The following is a 26,380-nucleotide window of genomic DNA, read 5'->3' as shown; positions in this document are numbered from 1 at the left end:
TCCTTTTATGGCAGGGTAACCCGATTCGTTCTTTGCTATCGAGCCTGCCATGACTTCACTTTCCCCACGGGACATCGAGGCGCGCTACCGCTTTGCGCGTGAGATCGCCCGCGCCGCCGCCGATCTCGCTTTCAGCTTTTATCAACGGCGGCAAACTCTGGCTGTCGACTTCAAACAGGGGCTGCAGGACGTGGTCAGCGAGGCCGATCGCCGCGTCGAAGCGCTGATCCGCCGCATGATCAGCCGCCGCTTTCCTCAGGACGGGTTTCTCGGCGAGGAAAGCGGCAGCACCGGCGAAAACGCCGCCTGCGTTTGGGTCGTCGATCCGATTGACGGCACCGCCTGCTTCCTGAACGGATTGCATACCTGGTGTATCGCGATAGGCGTGGTGATCGACGGCGAGCCGACGATAGGCGTGGTCTACGATCCCAACCACCGCGAGATGTTCCGCGCCTGTCGCGGCCACGGCGCCTTTCTCAACGGGGAACCGATCGGCGTGCATGCCGGGCGCAGCGTCGCGGATGGCGTGATGGGCGTCGGGATTTCACCGCGCGCTTCAGCGGCGGAATTCAGCGGTTTTCTCTGTCGCCTGCTGCAGGCGGGAGGGATGTTTGTGCGCAGCGGCTCCGGCGCGTTGATGACCGCCCAGGTGGCCGCCGGTCGGCTGCTGGGCTATTACGAACCGCACATGAATGCCTGGGACAGCCTGCCTGGCTGGGTGCTGACGCGCGAAGCCGGCGGCGTGGCGAATGACTTTATGCACAACGACGGGTTGCGGCGCGGCAACCCGCTGCTGCTGGCCAACGCGGCGCTCTACCCGCAGTTGGTCGAGCTGATTCAAATGCCGGGCTTGATCGGCTCGACGTGCCCTATCGCGCGCGTGATGGCAGGATAAAGCGAGCGCAGCCGGCGCTCGACCCGATCGACCGCATCGTGCGCGGCGGCGATGGTGACCGCCGGCGACACCCGGCAGTGGAAGTTGACGATGATGCCCCCGTCGGTCTTGCGCGCGCGGACGTTGTGTACGTCTTGCACGCTCTCTCCCTGCTCCAGCGCCGACTGCAGGATGCGGCGAATATCGGCCAGCTCCGTCGCATCGACATCCTCGCTGGTCAGCCAATGTGGCGTCTGCGGCTCCAGGTGCGTCTCTATCTCGGTGTCTTCACCGATCGCCTGGCGCAGGATCCCCTCGATTTCCGTGGCAATGTCATGCGCCTGCGCCACGCTGGCGTTGGCCGGCACAGCCAAATCCATGCCGATCGCCATGCGCGTCGGCAGCTGCTGCAAGGTCACATTCTGCACCTGCGCACCGTGGTTGGCGGCGATCGCCCGAATGCGCGTCGCCATGTCTTCATCGCTGCGGGTCTGCGGCACCGCGATGACGGTAAATTCCGCGCTGGCGTACTGCTCCCGCAGCCGCTCAACGATCTCTCGCTTCAGCGCGTCGATGCGTTCCAGCGGCAAGGTGCGGCACACCGCCACCGTGATTTCGACGAACAGCACCGCACCGGCGTTGCGAATGCGCACGCTGTCGCAGGCCAGCACCGCCGGAAAACTTGCCAGCGTGGCGCGGATCGCCTCAGTAGCCCCGGCCGGCGCGGCATCCATCAACGAGTCGAAGGAGCGTTTGCCCAGTTTGATCGCGGCGACAAAGATAAAGCCGGCGACGATCAGCGCGGCGATGGCGTCCGCGCGGCCAAAGCCCAGCAGCACAAACACCATGCCCAGCAGCACCACGCCGGACGAAAGCATATCGGAGAAGAAATGCAGCGCATCCGCTTCCAGCGCCGCGCTGTCGGTCGCTTTGGCGACGCGGTTGAGCGCCCGCACGCGGAAGAAATCGACGCAGATGGAAATGAGCAGCACCGCAATCACCACCGGCGCGGCGACGATCTCATGCGGTTGCCCGAGCAGGCTGCTGCCGGCCTCATAAACGATCCAGCCGGCGGCGCCCAGCAACAGCAGCACCTCGAACAGCGCCGCCAGGTTTTCCACCTTGCCGTGGCCGAAGTGATGATCGTCATCGGCGGGCTTATCGCTGATGCGCACCGCCAGCCAGGTGATGCTGGTGGCGATAAAATCGGTAAAAGAGTGGATCCCTTCGGATATCAGGCCAATACTGCCGGTAAAAATACCGGCGACGAACTTGCCCGTAGCCAGTAACCCGCTGGCGATCATCGAGTTTCTGGCCACGGCCTGTTTTTCATTCTGCATTATGCTGCTCACATTCGGACGGTGATTTATTTTTTTACTTTAGAGGATAATTGCCAGACAAAGGCGATCAGCAGCATACTGCCAGAAAATGTCAGCATGAGGCTAGTAAGAAAATTGGATTTTCCGGTGGAATAAAAATAAATCTCATTAACGCCCACCGAGATCATTAAAATGGCGTAGAGCAATCCCAGAATAAGAATCGTCATTATTATCAACTCCCGTATCAGGCCGCGCGTTCGGCGCGCCGCTAAAAATCCTCCCCATAATAAATAGCGGTTACGGGGAGGATGCATCTAGGCGGATCTTTTGCGTTCATCAATCATCCCATTTGGTGCTCATATAGGCCGCTAACAGGCCCAGTGAGCTGATCATTGCCAGGAATCCCATAAAAATAGTCATGTTTCCCATTATTTTGTCCTCAGGTTAAATGTTATCGATAAAAGCCCCTTGCGTTAAATATCGGGGTTGGTCGGTATCCATGTTTTTTAACGTCCTCCTCATTAAGGCTTTACATCTCCGCCCGCAACATCGGGCGGAGCGCGGTTAAATACCCAATACCTGCTGGGCAATTTTGAAATAAATAATCAGGCCGGTGCCGTCGATAAAGGTAGCGATAAACGGCGCCGATACCACCGCCGGATCGATGCCGAGACGTTTCAACAGCATCGGAATGATCGACGAGACAATCGCGCTCCACACGGTGATTGCCACCAGCGACAGGCTGACCACCAACGTCACCTCCATGCCGACGCCCATGATCCAGGCGCGTACCCAGGCCGCCAGGCCAATGGTGACGGCGATCAGCAGCGAGGTCGTCACTTCCTTGCGGATCACTGCGCCCAGGTTGCGCAGGCTGACTTCACCCAGCGCCATGGCGCGCACCAGCGTCGAGGTGATCTGGGTGCCGCTGTTGCCGCCGGTGCCGATCAGCAGCGGGATGAAGAACGCCAACGCGATCGCCGCTTCGAGCTGATCTTCAAACGCCTTCAGCACGTTGCCGGTGTAAGCTTCGGCGACGAACAGCATCAGTAGCCACACCGAACGTTTACGCCACAGCGCCCACGGGCTGGTCTCCAGATAAGGCTTGTCCAGCGGCAGGCTCGCGCCCTGGCGCTGCGCGTCTTCGGTGTTTTCATCCTCGACCAGGCGAGCGATCTCTCGCTCCCCCAGCACGCCGACCAGCGTGTTGTTCGCCACGACCGGCACCACGTCCAGGCCGCCCTTGCCGAGCAGATGCGCCACATCGTTGCGATCGTCGTCGGGCGAAACCTGAAAATAGCTGTGGTCCATCATCACGCCGACCGCTTTATCCTGCTCGTCGCACTGCAGCAGTTTTTTCACCGACAGCGTGCCGCGCAGATGATAATCGTCCGCGGTAATAAATACTCGGGTGGGAATTTCGTCCGTTTTTAGCTGTGAAAGTAAATATTCCCGGGCATGATTGACCGTCATCGTCGCGGGAACAGTAATAAAATCGGCGTTCATATAGCCGGCGACCGAGGTCTCGTCGAGAGTTTCAGTCGCGCTCAGCGCCGGAGAAGAATAATGTTGATGTGACTTGATCATTGTCAGTCCCTATTTCTGTTTTGAACTTCAACAGCGAATCGCATAGGGGCGTAACCACAGAGGGAGTGCAGACTGCCTATCTCCGCGTCCAGGTTTTAGCACTATACAACGTATCCGAACTGTTATTCGGAAGTTACTTTGGGCTGAACCTTAATCCGATAAAGCCTGTCTTAACCTTGGGCATCTCTCGATGTCGTCAGATCAGTAACCTGTGTTTGTATAGGAGCCTCGCCAAACGAGATACTGCATATAAACTACCGGCGCAGTATAGGCGGTGTTTTCTTCAGCGGGAAGAAAAGATTGCCCGTCGTTTATGGAGTATTTAGGATAATGTTATTAAACACGAATCTATAAAAACGGCTGATATAAATCAGCCGTTTTTTATTTCTCAGTGCTCGAGAAGATAGACGTTTTTATCGTACAAGGCACCTTGAGGGGTAAAATCGATCCCCTTCACGTAGGGTTTAATGAGCGTGGCATTGGCTTCGTAGTACACCGGTGCCACCGGCGTATCGGCCGCCAGCACCGCCTCGGCCTGCTGGAAATATTGCTGCACCTGCTGCGGCGTCTGCGCCGCCGTCGCCTGATGCAGAATGCGGTCATAGTCCGGGTTATGGTATTTGGGGCTGTTCTCGCTGCTGTCGGAACGGAACACGTTCAGGAAGGTGGATGGATCGTTGTAATCGGCCAGCCAGCGGGTAAAGGCCACGCCGTACTGCCCGCGGTTGATATTATCCAGCGTCACTTTACGCTCCTGGCTTTGCAAGCTGGCCTCTACCCCTAGGTTCTTTTTCCACATGGCGGCGGCGGCGATGACGATCTTCTTGATGGTGGCGTCATTGCTGTACAGCACGGTAAACCGCAGCGGGTTCTCGGCGTTGAAACCGGCCTGCGCCAGCAGTTGCTTCGCCTGGGCGTGCCGTTGTTCCGGCGTCCAGCCGGCCGCCGCGCCGGGCTGCAGGCTATAGCCGCCCGTCCCCGTTGGGGTAAAGGTCCAGGCCGGCTGTTGGCCGTATCCCAGCACCTTGCCGGCGATAATCTCTTTGTCCAGCGCCAGATTCAGGGCCTGGCGCACCCGCAGGTCGTTAAACGGCGCCAGGCGGTTGTTGAAGGCGAAATAACTGGTGGAGAGCAGCGGATAGGTCACCAGCTGTTGCTCGCCGAGCGTTTTTTTCAGCTGCTGATACAGCTCCGGCGGCGTGGTATACCCCAACTCAACCTCGCCGGCGCGAAAACGCGCCACTTCCGGGAAGCCCTGTATCGGCAAGAACGTCACCTTGTTGAGCACGGTGTTGGCGTTGTCCCAATACTGCGGGTTACGCTCCACCACCACCTTTTCGTTCACCACCCACTGGCTGAGACGGAATGCGCCGTTGCCGACAAAATGCGCCGGTTGAGTCCAGTTCTTGCCGTACTGTTCCACCACCTTGCGGTTAACCGGCAAGACCGGGAAATGCACCAGCTGCTTGAGCAGGTAGGAGTTGGGCTCCGACAGCGTCACCTGCAGGGTATGCGCGTCCAGCGCCTTGACGCCCAGCTCGCTCGGCGGTTTGCTGCCGGCGTTGATCGCCGCCGCATTCAGCACGTAGGCCGAAGCCAGATAGCTGCCGTACGGCGACGCGGTTTTCGGATCGGTGAGGCGCCGCCAGCTGTAGACGAAATCGTCGGCGGTCACCGGATCGCCGTTCGACCATTTGGCCTGCGGCCGCAGATGGAAGGTCCAGACGTTGCCCTGATGCTCCCATTTCTGCGCCAGCGCCGGGATCGCTTCGCCGTCTTTCCCGACGCGCAGCAAACCTTCGAACAAATCGTTGAAGATGTAGAACTCCACATTGCTCTCGGCCAGGTTCGGATCCAGCGTCGCCGGTTCATACCCGTTGGCGCGCACCAATTCCTGTACCGGCGCCAGTTTAGCGCCCGCCGGTACGTCGGCAGCCTGAGCTGCCGTCGCGTTAAAAGCCAGGAGGATTAAACCAGCCAATTTCTTGCCATTAAATGAATATTTCACGTCGATATCCCTGATTAGTGTTTTATCGCGTTCAATATGCAATGTGGCAGTGGAATAAATTAAATCATTAATCGCTATGAGTCATAACCAAAAGCGGTGTTGAATTTCTTTCATTATCAAAGGAATATCCCTCACCGCGCTTCCCGCTTTCAACACAATGCGCGTTGCCGTCCCCTACTTGATGTTCACGGTCGTGATACCAAACAGCGGCAGGCCTTTAACCGGTTCTGGGCCGGGCTCCCCCCACACCATTAATGATTTACCGCTCGCTTGCGCCTGGATCGCCAGATTCACCAGCAATTTCGGATAGGGTTCATTAGCCGCTACCGATAACGGAAATACGTTTTCGTATAGTCCTCCATCGATCGCCATCTCCACATGCACGCAATCATTAGCTACATCGATAACCACGATCGGATTGGTATAAAACGGTCCATTAGACATAGACACCTCTCTCACTATTTTTTGGTGAATATAATTCTTAATTCGCGTTGGCAGCCCGTATTATTAATGCCTGTGCGAAACGCTGAAGAACGACATGAAAAGACTGAAGAAAAAGATCGCCAGTCGATAACAAGCCGTCAATATTGAAACAGGTTAATAACCATTACAGATTCGACAAAGAACTGATATAAGTCAAATGCAAACCCGCGTTTACCCGTTACCTCAATGAATATATTAAGAATATTCACAAAAAAAAGATAACTACAACTTAATTTCATAAAAATCAATTAATTAAAAAACACCCTCACTTACCCCATATTAATTAATCGGTTACGAAAAAGGTTAAAATCAAAATAATGGACATGCTAAATAAGTTGCTTTTCAATGTAAAAATAACAGTAGGAAACCCACTTGATATCTCTGTGACACCTAACTACCTTTAAATGGCTTCGAGACTAACACGAGGCCGCCGTTGGTTATCAAACCAATAACTGGCGAATGATTTAATAAGAGATAATTACCAGAAGACAAATCCAAATATATAAACGCGTGCCGAAAGGATAGGATGTAACGGTTTGGTTGCCATACCGTTTTTCTGCCGACGGCAATAACTATTTTCATTCAGATGCAATTACCTGTCTGGTGGCTAACCGGATTCAGCGTGATATGCATTTCAGACTAACTCAGCAAAAATCATAGGGGTTTACATATGCCTTCACTGCAAGATATTACGCCTGAACAGGCTAACGCATTGAATAAACAATCACGTGACGCTTATAACGCGGAAGTGCAGAGCCGTCAGGCGCTGCTCAACCAACATCCGCAATTGAAACCGGCGTTCAACCAGCAAGTGCATCCGCAATCCTTGTGTGGATGCGGGTGCCAACAAAATATCTGCGGCTACTTCAGCTTCCAGGGCTGTGGCTGTGGGTGTGGCTGCGCGCCACATGCGGAGACCGTGCAAATTTCCGCGCAGCCTGCCAATATTGGTCCCAATGCCCCATCAAACGGTACATCGGTGCGTTTTGTCGGCCAGGCCACCGGCACTGGCTCAGACGGTAACATCAACATCCCGACGATTTATTTGCAAGGCACCGTACCCGATGCCGAAAATCTGATCGGCGTTCCGTTAACCCTACAATTGGCCATCAACCCCGGTTCGATCGTCCTGACGCTGCTGGAGAATGGCCGGGTGCTGGCCTCTTTGGTTCATCCGCCGCAGTGGGCGAGCAGCATCAACGGGCAGTTCTTCGGCGTTGGCAACGGTGAGTTTGTGCTGGCGTGACAAGAAGCAAGCCTGACGGGCGGCTGCCTGCGATGGCAGGTGGCCGCTCACTGTGAGGTAACGCGCCCCAATTCTATTCAGACAATCAAAACAGATTATTCCAGCCGAAACTTAACTTATCCTTAGGGCAATTCATTTTGTGAGCGATCGTCAAAAATAATTTAATACGAATCGTTTTCACTATCATTATTGATGTTCTTGGCTAAAATCGGCCTGCTTGCGCTTGCCAGGCGATATTCGTTTTCCTCATTCGAACGCTAAAAGGATAACTGCATGAAGCTGCGTATTTCATCTCTCGGCCCCGTCGCCCTGCTCGCCTCCTCGATGATGCTGGCCTTCGGCGCTCAGGCGGCCTCGGCCGATCAGGGCATCGTCATTTACAACGCCCAACATGAAAACCTGGTCAAATCCTGGGTCGACGGGTTTACCAAAGACACCGGCATCAAGGTCACGCTGCGCAACGGCGGCGACAGCGAGCTGGGCAATCAGCTGGTGCAGGAAGGCAGCGCCTCGCCTGCCGACGTGTTCCTGACGGAAAACTCCCCGGCGATGGTGTTGGTGGATAACGCCAAGCTGTTCGCCCCGCTGGACGCCGCGACGCTGGCCCAGGTGGAACCGCAGTATCGCCCAAGCCACGGCCGCTGGACCGGCATCGCCGCCCGCTCTACCGTGTTCGTCTACAACCCGGCCAAACTGACCGAAGCACAGCTGCCGAAGTCGCTGCTGGACCTGGCCAAGCCGGAATGGAAAGGCCGCTGGGCCGCCTCGCCGTCGGGCGCCGATTTCCAGGCGATCGTCAGCGCGCTGCTGGCGCTGAAAGGCGAGAAAGCGACGCTGGAGTGGCTGAAAGCGATGAAAACCAATTTCACCGCCTATAAGGGCAACAGCACGGTGATGAAAGCGGTCAATGCCGGCCAGGTCGACAGCGGCGTGATCTATCACTACTACCCGTTCGTGGATGGCGCTAAAACCGGCGAGAACAGCAACAACATCAAGCTGTACTACTTCAAACATCAGGATCCGGGCGCGTTCGTCAGCATCTCCGGCGGCGGCGTGCTGGCTTCCAGCAAGCATCAGCAGCAGGCGCAGGCGTTCATCAAGTGGATCACCGGCAAACAGGGCCAGGAGATCCTGCGCACCAACAACGCCTTCGAATACGCCGTCGGCGTCGGCGCAGCCTCCAACCCGAAACTGGTGCCGCTGAAAGATCTGGACGCACCGAAAGTAGATGCCGCGCAGCTGAACAGTAAAAAAGTGGTCGAACTGATGACCGAAGCCGGCCTGCTGTAAGGCCCGCCGGCAAACCGAGAGTTTTTGATCGTTATGTCAAACCTGAGTACCCACGCCGCGCAGACCGCGCGGCGTTATTCTGTTGTCCCCCGTCATCAGCGGCCGGGGGCGATCGTAGTGGCCAGCGCCGTGCTGCTGTCGCTGCTGGCGCTGTTGCCGCTGGGATTCGTTATCGGCGTGGCGTTTGAAGCCGGCTGGCAAACGGTCAACGCTCTGGTTTTCCGCCCGCGCGTGGCGGAACTGCTGTTGAACACCCTGCTGTTGGTGGTGCTGACGCTGCCGATCTGCGCCGTGCTGGGCGTGGCCCTGGCCTGGTTGACCGAGCGCACCACGCTGCCGGGCCGCCGTCTCTGGGCGGTACTGGCCACCGCGCCGCTGGCGGTGCCGGCCTTTGTGCAAAGCTATGCCTGGATCAGCCTGGTGCCGTCGATGCACGGCCTGGGCGCCGGGGTCTTCATCTCGGTGCTCGCCTATTTCCCGTTTATTTACCTACCGGCCGCCGCCGTGCTGCGCCGTCTGGATCCCGGTATCGAAGACGTCGCCACCTCGCTCGGTTCCCGGCCGCTGGCGGTCTTTTTCCGCGTGGTGCTGCCGCAGCTGAAGCTGGCGGTCTGGGGCGGTTCCCTGCTGATCGCATTGCACCTGCTGGCGGAGTATGGCCTGTATGCCATGATACGCTTCGATACCTTCACCACCGCGATCTTCGATCAGTTCCAGTCGACCTTCAACGGCCCGGCGGCCAACATGCTGGCCGGCGTATTGGTATTGTGCTGCCTCGGGTTACTGCTGCTTGAGGCTCTCAGCCGCGGCCGCGCGCGCTATGCCCGCGTCGGTTCCGGCAGCGCCCGCAGCCAAACGCCGCGTCGCCTTTCGCTGCCGCTCGCCGCGCTGGCGCTGCTGCTGCCGATTTCGCTGACCGCGCTGGCGCTGGGCGTGCCTTTCATTACCCTGGCCCGCTGGCTGTGCCTGGGGGGATTCGAGGTGTGGCGCAACGCCGAGCTGTGGCCTGCGCTGTGGCAAACGCTGTCGCTGTCCGCCGTCGGCGCGTTGCTGATCACGCTGTGCGCCATTCCGATGGCCTGGCTGTCGGTACGCTATCCGGCCCGGCTGTACCGCGTACTGGAAGGCTGTAACTACGTGACCAGCTCGCTGCCCGGCATCGTGGTGGCGCTGGCCCTGGTGACCATCACCATTCACAGCTTCCGGCCGATTTACCAAACCGAAATCACCCTGTTGCTGGCGTATTTGCTGATGTTTATGCCGCGGGCGCTGATCAACCTGCGCGCCGGCATCGCACAGGCGCCGGTGGAATTGGAAAACGTGGCGCGTAGCCTCGGCAAATCGCCGGCGCAGGCGCTGTGGAGCACTACGCTGCGGCTGGCGGCGCCGGGTGCCGCGGCGGGCGCGGCGCTGGTGTTCCTGGCGATCGCCAATGAACTGACCGCCACGCTGTTGCTGGCGCCGAACGGCACCCGTACGCTGGCCACCGGATTTTGGGCGCTGACCAGCGAGATAGACTACGTCGCCGCCGCGCCTTATGCGCTGATTATGGTGGCGCTGTCATTGCCGCTCACCTGGCTTCTTTATTCTCAATCTAAACGCACGGCGGGACTATGAGCACGCTCGAACTGCACGGTATCGAAAAATCTTATAACGCCATCAGGGTGCTGGAACACATCGACCTGCAGGTTGCCGCCGGCAGCCGCACGGCGATCGTCGGCCCTTCCGGCTCCGGCAAAACCACCCTGCTGCGCATCATCGCCGGCTTTGAAATTCCTGACGGCGGCCAGATCCTGCTGCAGGGGCAAGCCATGGGCAACGGCGGCGGCTGGGTGCCGGCGCATCTGCGCGGCATCGGCTTCGTCCCGCAGGATGGCGCGCTGTTCCCGCACTTTACCGTCGCCGGCAACATCGGTTTTGGCCTTAAAGGCAGCAAGCGTGAGAAACAGCGGCGCATCGAGGCGCTGATGGAGATGGTGGCGCTGGATCGCCGTCTGGCCGCGCTGTGGCCGCACGAGTTGTCCGGCGGGCAGCAGCAACGGGTCGCGCTGGCGCGTGCCCTGTCGCAGCAACCCCGGCTGATGCTGCTGGACGAACCGTTCTCGGCGCTGGATACCGGCCTGCGCGCCGCCACCCGCAAAGCGGTCGCCGAACTGCTGACGGAGGCCAAGGTGGCGTCGATTCTGGTCACCCACGATCAGAGCGAAGCGCTGTCGTTCGCCGATCAGGTAGCGGTGATGCGCAACGGCCGGCTGGCGCAGGTGGGCGCGCCGCAAGATCTCTATCTGCGGCCGGTCGATGAGCCGACCGCCAGCTTCCTTGGCGAAACGCTGGTGTTGACCGCCGAACTGGCGCACGGTTGGGCCGACTGCGCATTGGGGCGCATCGCCGTCGACGATCGGCAACGCAGCGGCCCGGCGCGCATCATGCTGCGCCCGGAGCAGATTCAAATCGGTTTGTCAGATCCGGCGCAGCACGGCCAGGCGGTGATTACCGGCATCGATTTCGCCGGCTTCGTCTCTACGCTCAACCTGCAAATGGCCGCCGGCGGCGCGCAAATCGAGATCAAAACCGTCAGCCGCGAAGGCCTGCAGCCCGGTTCTCAGGTCACTCTCAACGTGATGGGCCAGGCGCATATTTTCGCCGGTTGACATTTCGGGGGAGCCTCTTGACGTCCCCCTCACCACCGCGCATTATCAACGCTATGAAACGCTTCGCGCACGTCCTCACCACCACCGCAACCGCCACGCAATGGCGGGCTGCACGGGTGCGCATCAGCTAACGACGTATCCAAGCCCCGCCAGCCATGGCCGGGGTTTTTTATTTCTCCGTGCCCGCCGGCAATTTCATTACGGAGAAGACCTATGCCAACTATCCCCGCACCGCGCAGCGCCCTGCTGATTATCGACATGCAAGTCGGCCTGTTCGCCTCGACGGACGATCCGCCGTTCGCCGCCGAAACCCTTCTGGCGAAGACCAATGCGTTGATTCGCGCCGCACGCGTGGCAAATGCGCTCGTAGTGTTTATTCGCCACACCGGCCCGACAGGTTCGCCTATCGCCGCAAACAGTCCGCGATGGCAAGTTCACCCCGATCTCGACACCGATGCGTAAACCGACTGGTTCATCGATAAAACCCATCCCAGCTGTTTTTACCAGACTGGCCTGGCTGAGCGGCTTAAGCAAGCCGGCATCGGTCGGTTGGTGATTTCGGGAATGAAAACGCAATACTGCGTAGACACCGCGTGTCGGCGCGGCGCAGAGTTGGGATTTGACATGGTGTTGGCCGCCGACGCCCATAGCTGTTCAGACACGGCGGAACTCGGTGCCGAAGCCATTATCCGTCACCATAACCAGACCCTGTCGGGGCCATTCGTGACGCTGGCATTGGCGGAAGAGGTGAAATTCTAAAACGCGGGCGACTTGGCTGTCAGGCCGGGCTTCCGCCCGGCCTCCTCAACGGCAAGTCTTGTCGTGGCGCGGCTTTTTCGGCGCCAGCAGATAATCCACCACGCTTTCGTCAACGCAGCTGTCGATGCCGTTCAGCACCAGCGTATGCCCGTCGCGTTCGCGGGTGATCAGCGGGCTTTTAAAGGCGGCGGCCATCACCTGCGCGTTACGGTACGGCGTGGTCGGATCGTAGCGCTGCGCGACGAACAGCAGCGGCGGCAACGCGGCAGACGCCACGGGCGTGTGCGGCCGATCTTTGCCGCGGTACGGCCACAGATCGCACATTTCCAGCGGGTATTCGTGCAGCGGCAGATAGTGGGCATACATAGCGGCGGTATTGATCTCCTGCCGCTGCCGGCGCAACAGCTGCGGATCGGCCGTCGGGTTGGCGACGTCGGCGCAGGTGATGACGTTCAGCGCGTCATCGGCATCCGGCGAATAGCTTTCGTCGATCAGATCGGAAACCTGCTGCCCGGCGATCCCGGCATCGAGCTGGCGCAGCACGGTCGCCAGCTCGTGCCAGCGCTCCGGCCACAGCAGCAGCGAACGCGTGACCGTCAGCACGTCATCGGCGGAGATTTCATACCCCGCCGCGGTGACGAACGGCTGCTCATGCAGCTTGCGCAGCAAGGCATGATAACGCTGCAGCGCCTGATTGGCGCCGCCGCCCAGCTGGCAACTGTCGGTTTTGCCGCAGTAGGCGGCGAAGCGCAGGAAGCTTTGCTGGAAGCCCCGCTCCTGGTTCAGCCGCTGGGTGAAATCGTCTTCCGCCAGATCCACCACCCCGTCGAGCACCAGCGCGCGCGTTTTCTTCGGAAAACGTTCGGCATACAGCGCCGCCACCTTGGTGCCGTAAGAGTACGCCACCGCCGTCAGCCCCGGTTCGCCCAGCGCGTGGCGGATCGCGTTCAGATCGTTGACCGCTTCGTCGGTGCCGATATGTTGCAGCACGTCCGCGCCGGTCTGTTTGATGCAGGCGGCAATCAGGGTGCGCGTCTGGTTCTCCGCACCGGCCACGTCGTTGTCGTCCGGTGACGGGGTTTCGTCGCCTTCGGCCACCTGACAGGAGATTTTCGGCGTCGATTGGCCGACGCCGCGCGGATCGTAACCGATGATATCGTAGGATTTACGCAGCCTGGCGACGTGACCATCATTGCCCAAATAAGGATTGATGCCCGGCAGGCCCGGCCCGCCGCTGATCATCACCACGCTGCCCTTTTTCGGCCCGGTTGCGGGCAGCAGGGTCAGCGCCAAACGCACGGTCTGTTCGCCCGCCTGCGCCGCATGAGCGGGCGGCGTGGCGTAGGCTAACGGCACCTCAAGGTAACCGCAGCGCAGCCCCGGCGGTGGCGGCTCATCGAACCAGCGCTGAAAACCGCTGTTGAGACATGATTGCCAACGAATGCCGTTCTCGGTCGCGGCACCGTGGAGCACAGGCTTGGCCTGGGCGGGCAACGCGGCGGCGGTCGCGGCGAGCAGCGCCAGAATACGCAGTACTGACATGGGGAGTCCTTTCAACTCAACGAATCGGTCAAAGGTTAACGATACCCGGTTAAACAGCTAGCCAATAGAACACAAAAAGCCGCGCGGGTGAAGCCGTCACCGCGCGCCCGGCAAGATTTTTCTCTGCTCGGATTGCTCTTATAACGCACAGAATGCTGCAAAAAACGGCGTCTACCTGCTAGGCTTAGGATTCGTTAACCCACAAGGATCAGGAGAGCAGCATGTTTGGTAAAGCGGAAGACAAAGCCAATGAAGCCGCAGGCGCGGTAGAAGAAGCGTTCGGCAAAGCCGTGGATTCACCGGAGCATCAGGTGCGCGGCGCGGCGCGCAAATACGCCTCCCAGGCCAGCTATGCCGCCCGAGACGCAGCGGACAGCGTAAGAACCCAGGTGGAAGCCAACCCGCTGGCCGGCGTGGCGGTTGCGGCGGCGGTCGGCATCGTTTTCGGCTTCTTGCTGGGACGCAAATAAGCGGCGAACGCGCCGCTCGACAACAGGCCCGTTACGGGCCTTTTTTTTCGCCCTTTTCTCCCCCTGCGCGCAAACTTTCATCTATCACAGCCATCGCTTATAAAAACCAACGCCTTCAACTACGATTAGTTTGTGACCAGAGCGAGGCTCTGCGATCCGGCAGATAACCCTATGAGGATTATCACCATTATCCATGCTGTTTAAGCCGCTCTCCTTCACGCGGCTAAGAAAGGTTGATTATGGCTCGCACCACCCCTATCGAACGTTACCGCAACATCGGCATCTCCGCGCATATCGATGCCGGCAAGACCACCACCACCGAGCGGATTCTGTTTTACACCGGGGTCAGCCACAAGCTGGGTGAAGTGCATGACGGCGCGGCGACCATGGACTGGATGGCGCAGGAACAGGAGCGCGGCATCACCATCACCTCGGCGGCCACCACCTGCTTTTGGAACGGCATGCAGCATAATTATCCGCAGCACCGCATCAATATCATCGACACCCCCGGGCACGTCGATTTCACCATTGAGGTGGAGCGTTCGATGCGCGTGCTGGACGGTGCCGTGATGGTCTATGACTCGGTGGGCGGCGTGCAGCCGCAATCGGAAACCGTCTGGCGCCAGGCCAACAAATACAAGGTGCCGCGGCTGGCGTTCGTCAACAAAATGGACCGCATCGGCGCGGACTTTTTCCGCGTGCGCAAAATGATGATCGAGCGCCTGAAAGCCAACCCGGTGCCGATCGTCATTCCGATCGGCGCCGAAGACCACTTCAGCGGCGTGGTGGATCTGGTGCGGATGAAGGCCATCCTGTGGGACGAGGCCTCGCAGGGCATGAACTTCAGTTTCGAAGAGATCCCGGCCGAGCTGCGCGATTCGGCGCAGGAGTGGCGTGAAAACATGATTGAAGCCGCCGCCGAAGCCTCGGAAGAGCTGATGGAGAAATACCTCAACCAGGTGCCGCTGAGCGAAGAGGAGATCGTCCACGGGCTGCGGGTGCGCACCGTCGCCGGCGAAATCCAGCCGATGCTGTGCGGCTCGGCGTTCCGCAACAAAGGGGTGCAGCGCATGCTGGATGCGGTGATCGAGCTGATGCCCTCGCCGCTTGACGTGCCGCCGATGGAGGGCCACGGCGAACACGATGAAATCATCACCCGCAAAGCCGACGACAACGAAAAATTCTCGGCGCTGGCGTTCAAGCTGATGACCGACCCGTTCGTCGGCCAGCTGACCTTCGTGCGCGTCTACTCCGGGGTGCTGGCCAAAGGCAGCAGCGTTTACAATCCGATCAAGGGCAAAAAGGAACGCATCGGCCGCATCGTGCAGATGCACGCCAACGATCGTAAGGACATCGACGAGCTGCACGCCGGCGACATCGCCGCCTGCGTCGGCCTGAAGGACGTCACCACGGGCGATACGCTGTGCGACCCCGGCGCCATCATCACGCTGGAACGCATGACCTTCCCCGAGCCGGTGATCGCCCAGGCGATCGAGCCGAAGACCAAGGGCGACCAGGAGAAAATGGGCATCGCGCTGCAGCGCCTCTCTTCGGAAGATCCGTCGTTCCGCGTGCGCACCGATGAAGAATCCGGCCAAACCATCATCTACGGCATGGGCGAGCTGCACCTGGAGATCATCGTCGATCGCATGCGCCGCGAGTTCGGGGTGGAGACCACCACCGGCAAGCCGCAGGTGTCGTACCGCGAAACCATCCGCAAACGGGTAACCGACGTGGAAGGCAAGTTCGTGCGCCAGTCCGGCGGTAAAGGGCAATACGGCCACGTGGTGCTGACCGTCGAACCCAACGAACCCGGCAAAGGCTTCGAATTCTTCGATGAGATCAAGGGCGGCGTCATTCCCGGCGAATTTATCCCGGCGGTGAAAAAAGGCGTGCTCGAGGCGCTGAACAACGGCGTGCTGGCCGGTTATCAGGTGGTGGACGTCAAGGTGCACCTGACCTTCGGTTCTTACCATGACGTCGACTCGTCGGAGCAGGCGTTCCGCATGGCGGCGATTTTCGGCTTCAAGGAAGCCTGCCGCCTGGCGGATCCGGTGATCCTTGAGCCGATCATGTCGGTGGAGGTGGAAACACCGGAAGATTATGCCGGCAACGTGATGGGCGACCTCTCCTCACGCCGCGGCCTGGTGCAGGGCATGGAAGAGATACCGGGCGGCGGCGGCAAGGAAATTCGTGCCAAGGTGCCGCTGTCCGAGATGTTCGGCTACTCGACGACCCTGCGTTCGATGTCGCAGGGCCGCGCCACCTACACCATGGAATTCAGCCACTACGCCGAAGCGCCGCGCAACGTGGCCGAAGAGATCATTCACCACAGCAAGCGTTAACCCTCGCGCCCGCCTTCGCGGCGGGCGTCACCCCTGCTTGTCCTCCAGCGCCACCACCACCGGCTGCGGCTTGATGCGCATGGCGTACACCACGCCGGCGATCAGGCAGACGATGCCGGCCAGCGTCAGCAGCGGCGGCCAGGCCTGGCGCAGCAGAAAGGTATAGGCCAACCCCGCCAGAATTTCGAACACGATGAGCGGCCCCACCAATACCGTCGGCAGGCGCTGGCTGGCTTCGTTCCAGCATAGCGCCCCCAGCCAGGAGCAGAACACGCCGATGACCAGCATCAGCGGGATAAACACCTCAGGGCGCGGGCCGAACGGCAAGGCGAACGCCGGTTCGCTCAGCGCCAATTGGCCGCAGACCGCCAGATAGCCCAGCAGCGCCAGCGGCAGCGTCACCAGCCCTTGCGCCGTGGCCCAGGTAGCCGGCCGCTGCGTCGGGTTCTCCCGCAGCCAGCGCGAGTTGCGCAGTGGGAACCAGGTCCAGCACGCCACCGCCAACACGGCCAGCCCCAGGCCGCTGAGATAACGCCAGCCGTCGATCGGCAGCGCGTTGCCGCGCAGCTCGGCGACGTTCACGCACGCTAACCCGCAGACGATCAGCAGCAGTGCCGGCGCCAGCTTGCCCCAGGCCAGCCGCCCGTCGTGGCGGCCGTAAAACAGATTGGCGCAGATGGCGATCACCACCGGCAAGGTGCCGATGATCATGGTCGATACCGGTGCGCCGGTACGCTGAATGGCGCTGGCCAGGCACAGGTAGTACAGCAGGTTACCGATGGCCGTCAGCTTGAGCGCCTCCAGCCAATCCTGGCGCCGCAGCTTGCGCAGGCGGCGGCGATCGAACCACGCCAGCGGCAAGGTGATCAGCCCGAAGGCCAGATAGCGCCCGGTGGACTGCAGCGCGGCGGGATAATCTGGCACCAGCAGCGGGCCGACGAAGATCAATCCCCACATCAGCCCGGCGGCCAGGGCAAACACAACGCCAATGAACATAACGACTCCGACAAACGGCCGGTGCGGCCAACCCGCCCGACAAGACAGCGGCAGAGTAGCGAAAACGCGGGAAGGAATTATTGTAGCAGGTTGCTGTTTTAGCCCAATTTCACCTGTTTCTGGAAACGCACTGGCGTGACGCCGTAACGATTGGCGAAGGCGCGCGTCAGGTGTGCCTGATCGGTCAGCCCCGCCGCCGCCGCCACCTGTGCGGCGGGCATGCCGCGCTCCAGCATGCGTTTGGCCTGCGACAGCCGGATCGCCATCAGCATCTGCTGCGGCGAAACGTGGTATTCGGCCTTGAACTTGCGCAGAAAATGGTACGGGCTGAGCGACACCAGCTCGGCCAGCTGATTGAGGGTCACCGCCTCGGCGAAGTTGTCGTGCAGGTAGCTTTTCACCACCTCGAAACGGTGCGCCGCCTCGGCTTTTTCCCGCTGCCCGGTGCGAATGTGCGGGTGCAACAGCTCGACCGCCTCCAACAGCAGGCCGTCCAGCGTGAGCGGATCGTCGGTTTGCCACAGCGTGGCGAGAATGGTGGACAGGCGCTGCGCCGCCCGCGGATCGTGGCGCACCGCATCGGTGAACCACTGGCTCCTATCGCCGGACAGCTGCTCCAGCGCCTCGGGCGCCAGATAGAGCATACGGTAACACCAGCCGCCCGGCGTTTCGGCTTCGCCGGTATGCAGCTCATCGGGGTTCATCAGCACCAGCGCGCCCGGCGCCGCCAGATGCTGCGCGCCGCGATAGCGGAAACGCTCCGCTCCGGTGTCTACGGTGCCGATAGCGAAGGCGTCGTGGGTATGCGGCTCGAAGGCATAGCGTTCGATATGCGCCTGATAAAGTTCGACGCCCGGCAGATGCGACAAATGCCGGAACTGCGCGCAATCCTTCTCGAACGGAAACTGTTGTGGTACCCCTTGCACCCGACCTCCTCGTCCGTGCTGACAATCTGCTCAGCATAGCCAAAACATCGCCGGTTGAGTAGCCGCCCTGGCGCTTTCGTGCCCCTCGCCTGGACGATCGCCGCCATTCGGCGTAGGGTTAAGGTCCCTGTCCCTTTCAGGCGCGCCGCATCGCGAAGCTCATCGGCCCCTGACACTCCGCAAACAAGAGGCAACAATGTATCCGGATACTCAACTGTATATCGATGGACAATGGCGCAACGCGCTGGCCGGGAAAACCCTGCCGGTCACCAACCCCGCCACCGACGAGATAATCGGTCAAGTGGCGCACGCCGCCACAGAGGATCTCGATCTGGCGCTGGCCGCCACCGAGCGCGGATTTAACGTCTGGCGCGACACCGCCGCGCACCAGCGCGCCAACCTGATGCGCAAAGCGGCGGCGCTGCTGCGCGAACGCGCTAACGCCATCGCCGCCGTCATGACGCAGGAACAGGGCAAACCGGTGGCGCAGGCCAAAGTCGAAATTCTCAACGCCGCCGACGTCATCGACTGGTTCGCCGGCGAAGCCACCCGCACCTACGGGCAGATCATTCCGTCCCGCGCCCGCGACGTACAACAGCAAACCCTCAAGCTGCCGGTCGGCCCGGTGGCCGCCTTCACGCCGTGGAACTTCCCGATCAACCAGATCGTGCGCAAGCTGTCCGCCGCGCTGGCGGCGGGGTGTTCCATCATCGTCAAAGGCCCGGAAGAAACGCCGGCCTCGCCGGCTGAGCTGATCAAAGCCTTCGCCGACGCCGGGATCCCGGCCGGGGTGATCGCGCTGGTGTACGGCACCCCGGCGGAAATCTCGGAATACCTGATCCCGCATCCGACCATTCGCAAGATCTCCTTCACCGGCTCCACCCGCGTGGGCAAGCATCTGGCGGCGCTGGCCGGCCAGCATATGAAAAAGGCCACCATGGAGCTGGGCGGCCACGCGCCGGTGTTGATCTTCGACGACGCCGATCTCGACGCGGCGGCCAAAGAGCTGGCGCAGTCCAAGTTCCGCAACGCCGGCCAGGTCTGTATCGCTCCGACCCGCTTCCTGATCCAGCAAGGCGTTTATGAAGCCTTCGTGGAGAAATTCACCGCCGCCGTGCGTGAGCTCAAGCTCGGCAACGGGCTGGAAGACGGCGTGACCATGGGGCCGATGGTGCTGGGCCGCAGCGTCGACAATATCGAGGCGCTGGTGCAGGATGCCGTCGCCCACGGGGCAAAAGCCAGCACCGGCGGCAAGCGCGTGGCGGGCAAAGGCAACTTCTTCGAGCCGACGGTGCTGCGCGACGTGCCGCTGAGCGCGCGCGCCATGTCAGAAGAGCCGTTTGGCCCGGTCGCCCTGCTGCGCCCGTTCGCCACCTATGACGAGGCGATCGCCGAAGCCAACCGCCTGCCGTACGGGCTGGCCGCCTACGCTTACAGCCGCAACATCGCCACCGTCAATGCGCTGGGGCGCGACGTGGAGAGCGGCATGCTGAGCATCAACCACATCGGTTTCGGCCTGCCGGAAACGCCGTTTGGCGGCGTGAAAGACTCCGGTCACGGCACCGAAGGCGGCAGCGAAGCGATCGAGTCCTACCTGGAAACCCGCTTCGTCACCGTCGCCGGCCGTTAATCGCGCGTCGGATGAATAGCCAAAAGCCCCGCAGTGCGGGGCTTTTTTTTACTCGCGAGCCAGTTCGAACAACCGCCGCGCCGCCGGGGTCAGCCCCAGCATGTGAATGCAGGCATGCACCATGCCCGGCAACCGTTCGCAGCGCACCGGCACGCCCGCCTCGCGCAGCCGCTGCGCATACTGCTCGGCCTCATCGCGCAGCGGATCATATTCGCAGCTCAGGATGGTGGCCGGCGGTAACCCGCGCAGCGTGGCGGCGTGCAGCGGCTCGGCGCCGGGATCGCGCCGCTGGGCCAGATACTGCTGCCAACAAAATACCATCGCGTCGCGCGTCAGAAAGTGCCCCTCGGCAAACTCGCGATAGCTCGTCGTCGTCATCTCGCGGCTGAGCGCCGGGTACAGCAGCAGCTGGCGCTCGATGTGCGGGCCGCCGCGATCCCGCGCCAGCAGCGCGACGGCGGCCGCCAGGTTGCCCCCGGCGCTGTCGCCGCCCACCGCCAGGCGCTGCGCGTCGATCCCCAACTGCGGCGCCTGTTGCGCCACCCAGCAGAGCGCCTGGTACACATCTTCCAGCGGCTGCGGAAACGGGTATTCCGGCGCCAGACGGTAGTCGACCGACAGGATCACCCGGCCGGTGGCGTTGGCCAGCGCCTGACAAGGCCGATCGTACAGCGCCAGCGAACCGAGGCACCAGCCGCCGCCGTGGGCGAACAGCATCGCCGGCTGCGCGTTTGCGCGGTTTTCCCCTGCCGGTAAATAAGTACGCAGCGCAATCCTGTGTCCATCGGCGGCGACCACCGTATAGTCCCTGACGCCGCCGCTCGGTTCCGCCTCGCCCTGCAGCCGGCGTAAACCGGTTTCCGTGGCCGCGCGCATTTCCGCCAGCGACGCGGGGGGCGGCGCATCGGCCGACGCCGTCAAAAAGGCAGCGATGCGTTCATCGAGCGGCATGGGGTTCTCCTGCCAGGAACGGCGTAATCAGGGCAATAAATTCCTCATGGCACTCCTCGGTAATGAAATGCCCGCAGCCGGCGACCGTTTCGCCCCGCAGATCGTGCGCATTGCCCCGCAGCGTCGTCAGCGGCGCATCACCGGTGGCGTGCTCCGCCCCTACCGTCAACACCGGCATCATCAGGGGCGTGGCGGCGCGCAGCCGGTTCTGCCGCACGGTCTCCGGGATTGCCCGGTAATAGTCGAATCCGGCGCGCAGGCCGCCCGGCGCCGAATAGGCGGTGATATACACCTGCGCCGCCACCCGATCGCGCCGATAGGACCAACGGTTAAAGATATAGCCAAGATACTCCTGCTCACGCCCCTGGGTCAGGGTCTCCGGCAAATCAGCCAGTTGGTTGAACATGAAGTGCCACAGGAAGATGTTCTCCTCCGGCGCGACGAAGATCGGCGGCGGCGGCGCCAGCCCGGGTATCACCGCCTCCGTCAGCACCAGACGTTCCACCGCCTGCGGGAAATCGCTCGCCATGGCGTAACCGATCCACATGCCGATGTCGTGGCCAACCAGTTGGTAACGTTCATGGCCCAGCTGCGCCATCATCGCGTGCAACGTCGCACCGACGCTGCCGGTGTCGTAGCCGCCAGCGGGCTTGTCAGAATCGCCGATGCCCGGCGGGTCGACGGCGATCGCCTGAAAACCGGCCGCCGCCAGCGCTTGCATCACATGGCGCCAGGTGTACCAGGTTTGCGGCCAGCCGGGGATCAGCAGCACCGGCCGCCCTTCACCGGCCACCACGCAGTGAAGGCGCCGGCCGTTGACCTGGAGATAGACGTGTTCCGCCGCGAGATCCGCCAACGTGACCTCGTTCTGTCGGTATTGCATGGGGTGACTCCCTGAAGGATTAGGCTCAGCGAATGCCGAGCAAGGCATTGATCTGCTGTGGGTTGACCGGCGCGCCGGCGAAGTCGTCGAACACTTTGTCGGTGACGTGGATAATGCGATCGCGAATGAAGGCTGCGCCTTCGCGTGCGCCCTCCTGCGGGTTTTTCAGGCAACATTCCCACTCCAGCGCCGCCCAGCCCGAATAACCGTACTGCGTCAGGCGTGAAAAGATGCCGTTGAAATCGACCTGGCCGTCGCCCAGCGAGCGAAAGCGGCCGGCGCGATCGATCCAGGATTGATAGCCGCCGTAAATACCCTGCCGACCGGTCGGATTGAACTCGGCGTCCTTGACGTGGAACATGCCGATAACCTCTTTATAGATATCGATAAACTCCAGATAGTTGAGCTGCTGCAGCACCATATGGCTCGGATCGAACAGCACCCGGCAGCGCGGATGGTGGCCGACGCGCTCATGAAACATCTCGAACGTCACGCCGTCGTGCAGATCCTCGCTCGGGTGAATTTCGTAACACAGGTTGATCCCCTGCTCGTCGCAGGCGTTAAGCACCGGCAGCCAGCGCCTGGCGAGTTCGTCGAACGCGGTATCGATCAGTCCTTTCGGACGCTGTGGGAACGGAAACAGATAGGGCCAGGCCAGCGAACCGGAAAAGGTGCCCAGTTCGCTGAGCCCGAGCCGCGCCGACGCCTTCACCGCCAACAGCATTTGCTGCCGCGCCCACTCGCCGCGCGCCTGCGGATTGCCCTGTAGCGCCGGCGGCGCGAAGCTGTCAAACAGCGCATCGTAAGCCGGGTGTACCGCCATCAGCTGGCCGAAGATATGGCTGGTCAATTCGCTGACCACCAACCCCTGTTCCGCCAACATGCCGGTCAAATCATCGCAGTAGGTTTGGCTTTCCGCGGCGGTGGCCACGTCGAATAAACGCCGATCCCAGGCCGGGATCTGCAGCGCACTAAAGCCGGTCTGCGCCGCCCATTCGGCGATGGCGGGCAGGCTATTGAACGGCGCTGTCTCATCGCTGAACTGCGCAAGATGCAGGCTTGGACCTTTGAGGGTTTTCATCGTAAACTCCTATTGGTTGTCGATTGACAAAAAAATAGGAGCAAAGCGCGATGACCGCAAGCGAAATTTATAAAGACATTGGTATTCCCGCCGATTTAAGCGATCCTATGTCGCTGAATGACAGGTAAATTGGAGCAGCGAATGGCAGGCAGACCGCGCGAGTTCGACCGCGAACAGGCGCTCTTGAAGGCGCGAAACTTATTCTGGCGACAGGGCTACGAAGGCACCTCGATGTCGGATCTGGTGGCGGAATTGGGCATTGCTTCCGCGCGCATCTACAAGGCGTTCGGCTCCAAAGAGCAGCTGTTCCGCGAGGCGATCGCCAGTTATGAAACCGAGGAAGGCGGCTTCGCCGATCGCGCCTTCGCGCAGGAAAGCGGCATTCGCCCGGCGATCCAACGTATGTTGGAAGATGCCGTGCGGCTCTACAGCCGGCCGGATCTGCCGCAGGGTTGCATGGTGGTCTCCTCCGCAGCCAGCGTCAGTGCGGAGAACGACGGGCTCAAAACCTGGCTGGCTGAGCATCGGTTGCAGCGCACCCAGCAGATCGTCGAACGGCTGCGGCAGGCGGTGCAAGCCGGCGAACTGCCGGCCGGCACCGACGCCGACAGCCTGGGGGACTTTTTCGCCGTCTTCCTGCACGGCCTGTCGATTCAGGCGCGTGACGGCGTCACTGAAGCGCGACTGTTGGCGGCGGTAAAGGTGGCCCTCACCGCCCTGGGCGGAAGCGCTTAGTCACAAGTCAGCCACCTTCGCTGCCATCATTGGCGCCCACTTTAACGCGGTTCTGCCCGGTCTCGCTTTCTATGTGGAAATGTATGACTGCGGAGGAACTGCGTTTCTGACAAAATCCGCGACGTGAGGATTGGTATTTTCCGGCTTGTGGATCAGGGCAACCTGATACGGGAGTTGTTCCCCACTCAGCGAGCAAAAAGAAACATTTGCCCAGCCGCTTTTTCTCATAAATTCAGGGACCAGACTGACCCCTAATCCCGAAGCAACCAGGCCGACGATCGTTTCCATTTGCACGGCTCGCTGAACAACCTCAGGAATAAATCCTTCCTTTTCGCAGGCCTCAATAATAGAACGATAAAGACCCGGCCCTTCCTGCTCCGGGAATAATATCCACGGCTCCCCGGCCAGGGCAGAGAGCGACAGCGCGCCGCTTGCGGCGGCAGGGTGTTTGTTCGGCAAAACGGCAATCAACGGGCAGCTAAAAAATCGATGGTAGGACAGTTTCTGTATTGCGTATTCAGGAACAGGTAAAACCGCAATGCCAACGTCAAGCGAGTCATCCAAAAGGCTCTCAACCTGCCGCGCGGTCGTCATTTCTTTCAATTCAAGAACCACCTGCGGAAAAGAAAAGTGAAAACGGGCGATCATTTCGGGCAGCAAATGTCGGACGGCCGTCGCTACAAAACCGATCCTCAAAGTCCCTGTCATTCCCTGACCCGCACGTCGGGTCAGCAACATCGCCCTTTCCATCTGCATGAGCGTCGTAACCGCTTCCGTCTGCAACACTTTCCCTGCGGGGGTCAATGCCGTTATTCGATTGCTCCGCTCAAAAAGCCGGGTGCCCAAAGCCTCTTCCATTTGACGGATCGCTTTTGTGAGAGGGGGTTGAGCCATGTGCAAACGCTCGGCCGCTTTGCGGATATTCATTGTTTCTGCAACCACAAGAAATTGGCGGAGCTGACGCAGGGTGAGCATATCGCGATACCTTAAACGTATTAAGAAAGCCCCTCGATAGTATTAGACACACTCGTAAGGCTACCTGAAGATGCTTCCTGTATATATTCGCGGAGCAGAAATAACAATGAACATACTCAGATCGTTATCACTGACTTACCGAAGCCTCAATATGTTGCTGGCCCTCCTTGTGATATCGGCATCATCCTCACTGGCGGCATCAGAAGAAAATGAAATCCCCGCGCCGATAAATCGAACTGACAGGTACATTCTGCTTTCTGCTTGCCGGCGGAGAGCAACTCCACATCAGGGAAGTCAGCCTAAAAACTGAGGGTAAGATACCGCAACCGCCTGTGCTGCTGATTCACGGTGCCCGGGTTCCCGGCCTCGCCTCTTTTGATCTGCCCGTCAAAGGCGGCTCATTGGCTGCAGATCTCGCATTAGCCGGCTTTCGGGTGTATATCCTCGATCTGCGGGGATATGGGTTATCAAGCCGGCCGACCGCGATGGATAACCCCCCTAACCAGTCGGCGCCGTTGATTCGCACGGCGGATGCCGTAACCGATATCGCTCACGCCGTGCAGGCTATTCAGGCGTGGAGCGGCGCCCATCGCGTTAATCTCCTGGGATGGGCGACGGGAGGACACTGGGCGGGAGCTTACGCGGCCCAATACCCGCAGAATGTGGAGCGCCTGGTGCTCTATAACACGCTTTATGGCGGAACCGTCCATCACCCGCTGCTGGGACGGGGGTCGCCACTGGACGATCCTCAAAACTACGGACACTTCAACGCCGCCAAATTTGGCGGCTGGAGCCTGAATACGCGAGACAGTCTGTTTGTCGCCTGGGATAACAGCATTCCCGTGGCGGATAAAACACAGTGGCGAGATGAAACCGTTAAACGCGCTTACGCTGATGCCGCACTGGCATCGGACAGCACCTCGCAGCGCAGAACGCCGCCCAGTTTCAGAGCGCCGACAGGCGCAATGGCTGACAGTTTTGAGCTGGCGATTGGCCGAAAACAGTGGTCGGCAACGGCCTTAACCACCGTTCCCGTGTTGGTTATTCGCTCAGGACGGGATTTCTGGAGCCGGCCTGAAGATGTAGACGCCATCATGAAAAATGCCCCTTCAGCCGAAAAGTTGCTCATTCCTGAAGCGACACATTTTGTCCATCTCGATAGAGATAATGCCGGCAGACAACGCTTTCTGCAGGGTGTTGTCAGATTTCTGACGCCGCCGCAGCCCAAAAACGACGCTTAATCTTCGGGCAGATCGAAAATCACCAGCGTGCCTTCGCTGCCCGGCAACACGCGGTGCGGCACGCCGGCCGCGGCCTGATACAGCTGGCCGGCCTGCACCACAATCGTTTCCCCCGCCACCTGCAGCCGCAGCTGCCCGCGGATCACCAGCAGCCCTTCGCTGTAATCATGCACTTCATCCGCAATGCTGCGCTCATCCATGCGCAGCACTTTGATATTGGCCGCACCGACGCGGCCCAGCACGGTAGAACGCCAGGCCTCAGGCAGTTCGGCCGCCTGCAGGTTTAAATCGAACAGCATCGGTACCCCCTGTGGTTATCGAACGTAGCGGCACTCTACGCCGACTGCGGCCGGCGTGGAAAGAATCCCGGGTTGTAGCTTATGCCCGC

24 protein-coding genes, 1 pseudogene and 1 riboswitch are annotated in these 26,380 nt (G+C 60.5%); of the genes and pseudogenes, 11 read left to right on the top strand and 14 right to left on the bottom strand.

All coding sequences use genetic code 11. The annotated features are described in order from the left end of the window. Positions 1-49 precede the first annotated feature (49 nt). Positions 50-895 (top strand): inositol monophosphatase family protein, encoded by an 846-nt coding sequence (locus WCL58_RS02960; protein WP_060418778.1) that lies wholly within the window; start codon positions 50-52, stop codon positions 893-895. On the opposite strand, the gene WCL58_RS02955 is transcribed toward WCL58_RS02960, so the two are convergent. The 6 genes from WCL58_RS02955 to WCL58_RS02930 all read right to left on the bottom strand — a co-directional run bounded on the left by WCL58_RS02955 (position 838) and on the right by WCL58_RS02930 (position 6,232). Next, positions 838-2,214, bottom strand: a complete 1,377-nt coding sequence (locus WCL58_RS02955) for a cation diffusion facilitator family transporter (protein ID WP_048234025.1) — start codon at positions 2,212-2,214, stop codon at positions 838-840. The two genes, WCL58_RS02960 and WCL58_RS02955, sit on opposite strands and share 58 nt — an antisense overlap. Before the next feature lie 26 nt (positions 2,215-2,240). Then, positions 2,241-2,420 (bottom strand): hypothetical protein, encoded by a 180-nt coding sequence (locus tag WCL58_RS02950; protein WP_004938106.1) that lies wholly within the window; start codon positions 2,418-2,420, stop codon positions 2,241-2,243. Positions 2,421-2,529: 109 nt separating this feature from the next. Next, complete coding sequence (gene mgtS / locus WCL58_RS02945; RefSeq protein WP_369803928.1) at positions 2,530-2,613, bottom strand: protein MgtS; 84 nt, start codon at positions 2,611-2,613, stop codon at positions 2,530-2,532. Positions 2,614-2,757: 144 nt separating this feature from the next. Then, a complete protein-coding gene (locus WCL58_RS02940; RefSeq protein ID WP_049199101.1) occupies positions 2,758-3,780 on the bottom strand; it encodes a magnesium transporter in 1,023 nt (340 codons plus the stop codon). 73 nt (positions 3,781-3,853) lie between these two features. After that, a riboswitch (M-box (ykoK) riboswitch) is annotated at positions 3,854-4,027 on the bottom strand. A gap of 141 nt (positions 4,028-4,168) precedes the next feature. After that, positions 4,169-5,788, bottom strand: coding sequence for an ABC transporter substrate-binding protein (locus tag WCL58_RS02935; RefSeq protein WP_336850451.1), 1,620 nt, complete (start codon positions 5,786-5,788; stop codon positions 4,169-4,171). A gap of 174 nt (positions 5,789-5,962) precedes the next feature. After that, the gene (locus WCL58_RS02930) at positions 5,963-6,232 is read right to left on the bottom strand and encodes a hypothetical protein (protein ID WP_033643162.1); all 270 of its coding nucleotides are present in this window, start codon (positions 6,230-6,232) and stop codon (positions 5,963-5,965) included. Positions 6,233-6,941: 709 nt separating this feature from the next. Between WCL58_RS02930 and WCL58_RS02925 the strand changes: the two genes are divergently transcribed. From WCL58_RS02925 to WCL58_RS02905, 5 genes and pseudogenes are all read left to right on the top strand, one after another. Next, positions 6,942-7,517, top strand: coding sequence for a hypothetical protein (locus WCL58_RS02925; protein ID WP_033643163.1), 576 nt, complete (start codon positions 6,942-6,944; stop codon positions 7,515-7,517). 273 nt (positions 7,518-7,790) lie between these two features. Then, positions 7,791-8,807: an iron ABC transporter substrate-binding protein gene (locus WCL58_RS02920; RefSeq protein ID WP_060418774.1), complete on the top strand. Its 1,017-nt coding sequence runs from the start codon at positions 7,791-7,793 to the stop codon at positions 8,805-8,807. 33 nt (positions 8,808-8,840) lie between these two features. Then, positions 8,841-10,424 (top strand): ABC transporter permease, encoded by a 1,584-nt coding sequence (locus WCL58_RS02915; RefSeq protein ID WP_336850450.1) that lies wholly within the window; start codon positions 8,841-8,843, stop codon positions 10,422-10,424. Beyond that, positions 10,421-11,458: an ABC transporter ATP-binding protein gene (locus tag WCL58_RS02910; RefSeq protein WP_060418771.1), complete on the top strand. Its 1,038-nt coding sequence runs from the start codon at positions 10,421-10,423 to the stop codon at positions 11,456-11,458. Before WCL58_RS02915 ends, WCL58_RS02910 begins: the two co-directional genes overlap by 4 nt. Before the next feature lie 213 nt (positions 11,459-11,671). After that, positions 11,672-12,217: pseudogene (locus tag WCL58_RS02905) on the top strand (cysteine hydrolase family protein). A gap of 45 nt (positions 12,218-12,262) precedes the next feature. Here the strand turns inward: WCL58_RS02905 and WCL58_RS02900 are convergent. Continuing rightward, positions 12,263-13,759 (bottom strand): alpha/beta hydrolase, encoded by a 1,497-nt coding sequence (locus WCL58_RS02900; protein WP_060439889.1) that lies wholly within the window; start codon positions 13,757-13,759, stop codon positions 12,263-12,265. A 221-nt stretch (positions 13,760-13,980) separates the two neighbouring features. Here WCL58_RS02900 and WCL58_RS02895 point away from each other — a divergent pair, with 221 nt between their 5' ends. Further along, positions 13,981-14,229 carry a glycine zipper domain-containing protein gene (locus WCL58_RS02895; RefSeq protein ID WP_004938127.1) on the top strand — a complete coding sequence of 83 codons (249 nt, stop codon included), beginning with the start codon at positions 13,981-13,983 and terminating at the stop codon, positions 14,227-14,229. A 239-nt stretch (positions 14,230-14,468) separates the two neighbouring features. Next, a complete protein-coding gene (fusA, locus tag WCL58_RS02890) occupies positions 14,469-16,574 on the top strand; it encodes an elongation factor G (protein WP_087762777.1) in 2,106 nt (701 codons plus the stop codon). Between the two features lie 27 nt (positions 16,575-16,601). Here the strand turns inward: fusA and WCL58_RS02885 are convergent, their stop codons facing one another. Both WCL58_RS02885 and WCL58_RS02880 read right to left on the bottom strand, forming a co-directional pair. After that, positions 16,602-17,570, bottom strand: a complete 969-nt coding sequence (locus WCL58_RS02885; protein ID WP_060418765.1) for a DMT family transporter — start codon at positions 17,568-17,570, stop codon at positions 16,602-16,604. A 98-nt stretch (positions 17,571-17,668) separates the two neighbouring features. Beyond that, positions 17,669-18,496 carry an AraC family transcriptional regulator gene (locus WCL58_RS02880; protein WP_100395754.1) on the bottom strand — a complete coding sequence of 276 codons (828 nt, stop codon included), beginning with the start codon at positions 18,494-18,496 and terminating at the stop codon, positions 17,669-17,671. A gap of 196 nt (positions 18,497-18,692) precedes the next feature. Between WCL58_RS02880 and WCL58_RS02875 the strand changes: the two genes are divergently transcribed. After that, entirely contained in the window at positions 18,693-20,126 is a 1,434-nt protein-coding gene (locus WCL58_RS02875; RefSeq protein ID WP_060439886.1) for an NAD-dependent succinate-semialdehyde dehydrogenase, read from the top strand. Positions 20,127-20,174: 48 nt separating this feature from the next. Here the strand turns inward: WCL58_RS02875 and WCL58_RS02870 are convergent, their stop codons facing one another. From WCL58_RS02870 to WCL58_RS02860, 3 genes are read right to left on the bottom strand one after another with little or no spacing between them, the layout of a single operon-like run. Next, positions 20,175-21,077: an alpha/beta hydrolase gene (locus tag WCL58_RS02870; RefSeq protein WP_060439885.1), complete on the bottom strand. Its 903-nt coding sequence runs from the start codon at positions 21,075-21,077 to the stop codon at positions 20,175-20,177. Then, entirely contained in the window at positions 21,064-21,960 is an 897-nt protein-coding gene (locus WCL58_RS02865) for an alpha/beta fold hydrolase (protein ID WP_193159121.1), read from the bottom strand. The genes WCL58_RS02870 and WCL58_RS02865 overlap by 14 nt, the downstream gene beginning before the upstream one ends. A gap of 25 nt (positions 21,961-21,985) precedes the next feature. Continuing rightward, positions 21,986-23,041 carry a sugar phosphate isomerase/epimerase family protein gene (locus WCL58_RS02860; protein ID WP_336850448.1) on the bottom strand — a complete coding sequence of 352 codons (1,056 nt, stop codon included), beginning with the start codon at positions 23,039-23,041 and terminating at the stop codon, positions 21,986-21,988. Positions 23,042-23,182: 141 nt separating this feature from the next. On the opposite strand from WCL58_RS02860, the gene WCL58_RS02855 reads away from it, so the two are divergent. Beyond that, entirely contained in the window at positions 23,183-23,776 is a 594-nt protein-coding gene (locus tag WCL58_RS02855) for a TetR/AcrR family transcriptional regulator (RefSeq protein WP_319857808.1), read from the top strand. Positions 23,777-23,845: 69 nt separating this feature from the next. Here the strand turns inward: WCL58_RS02855 and WCL58_RS02850 are convergent, their stop codons facing one another. Next, positions 23,846-24,751: a LysR family transcriptional regulator gene (locus WCL58_RS02850; RefSeq protein WP_336850447.1), complete on the bottom strand. Its 906-nt coding sequence runs from the start codon at positions 24,749-24,751 to the stop codon at positions 23,846-23,848. 332 nt (positions 24,752-25,083) lie between these two features. Here WCL58_RS02850 and WCL58_RS02845 point away from each other — a divergent pair, with 332 nt between their 5' ends. Then, positions 25,084-25,992, top strand: a complete 909-nt coding sequence (locus WCL58_RS02845; protein ID WP_336850446.1) for an alpha/beta fold hydrolase — start codon at positions 25,084-25,086, stop codon at positions 25,990-25,992. On the opposite strand, the gene WCL58_RS02840 is transcribed toward WCL58_RS02845, so the two are convergent. Then, the gene (locus WCL58_RS02840) at positions 25,989-26,291 is read right to left on the bottom strand and encodes a cupin domain-containing protein (RefSeq protein ID WP_047730662.1); all 303 of its coding nucleotides are present in this window, start codon (positions 26,289-26,291) and stop codon (positions 25,989-25,991) included. The genes WCL58_RS02845 and WCL58_RS02840 overlap by 4 nt on opposite strands. Between the last annotated feature and the right edge of the window lie 89 nt (positions 26,292-26,380).

Origin of the sequence: Serratia sp. TMDUHS_CL, assembly GCF_037137105.1 — a bacterium.
Lineage (GTDB): Bacteria > Pseudomonadota > Gammaproteobacteria > Enterobacterales > Enterobacteriaceae > Serratia > Serratia nevei.
Note: the sequence above shows the minus strand (reverse complement) of the source record. Positions and strands in the feature narration are given on the sequence as shown.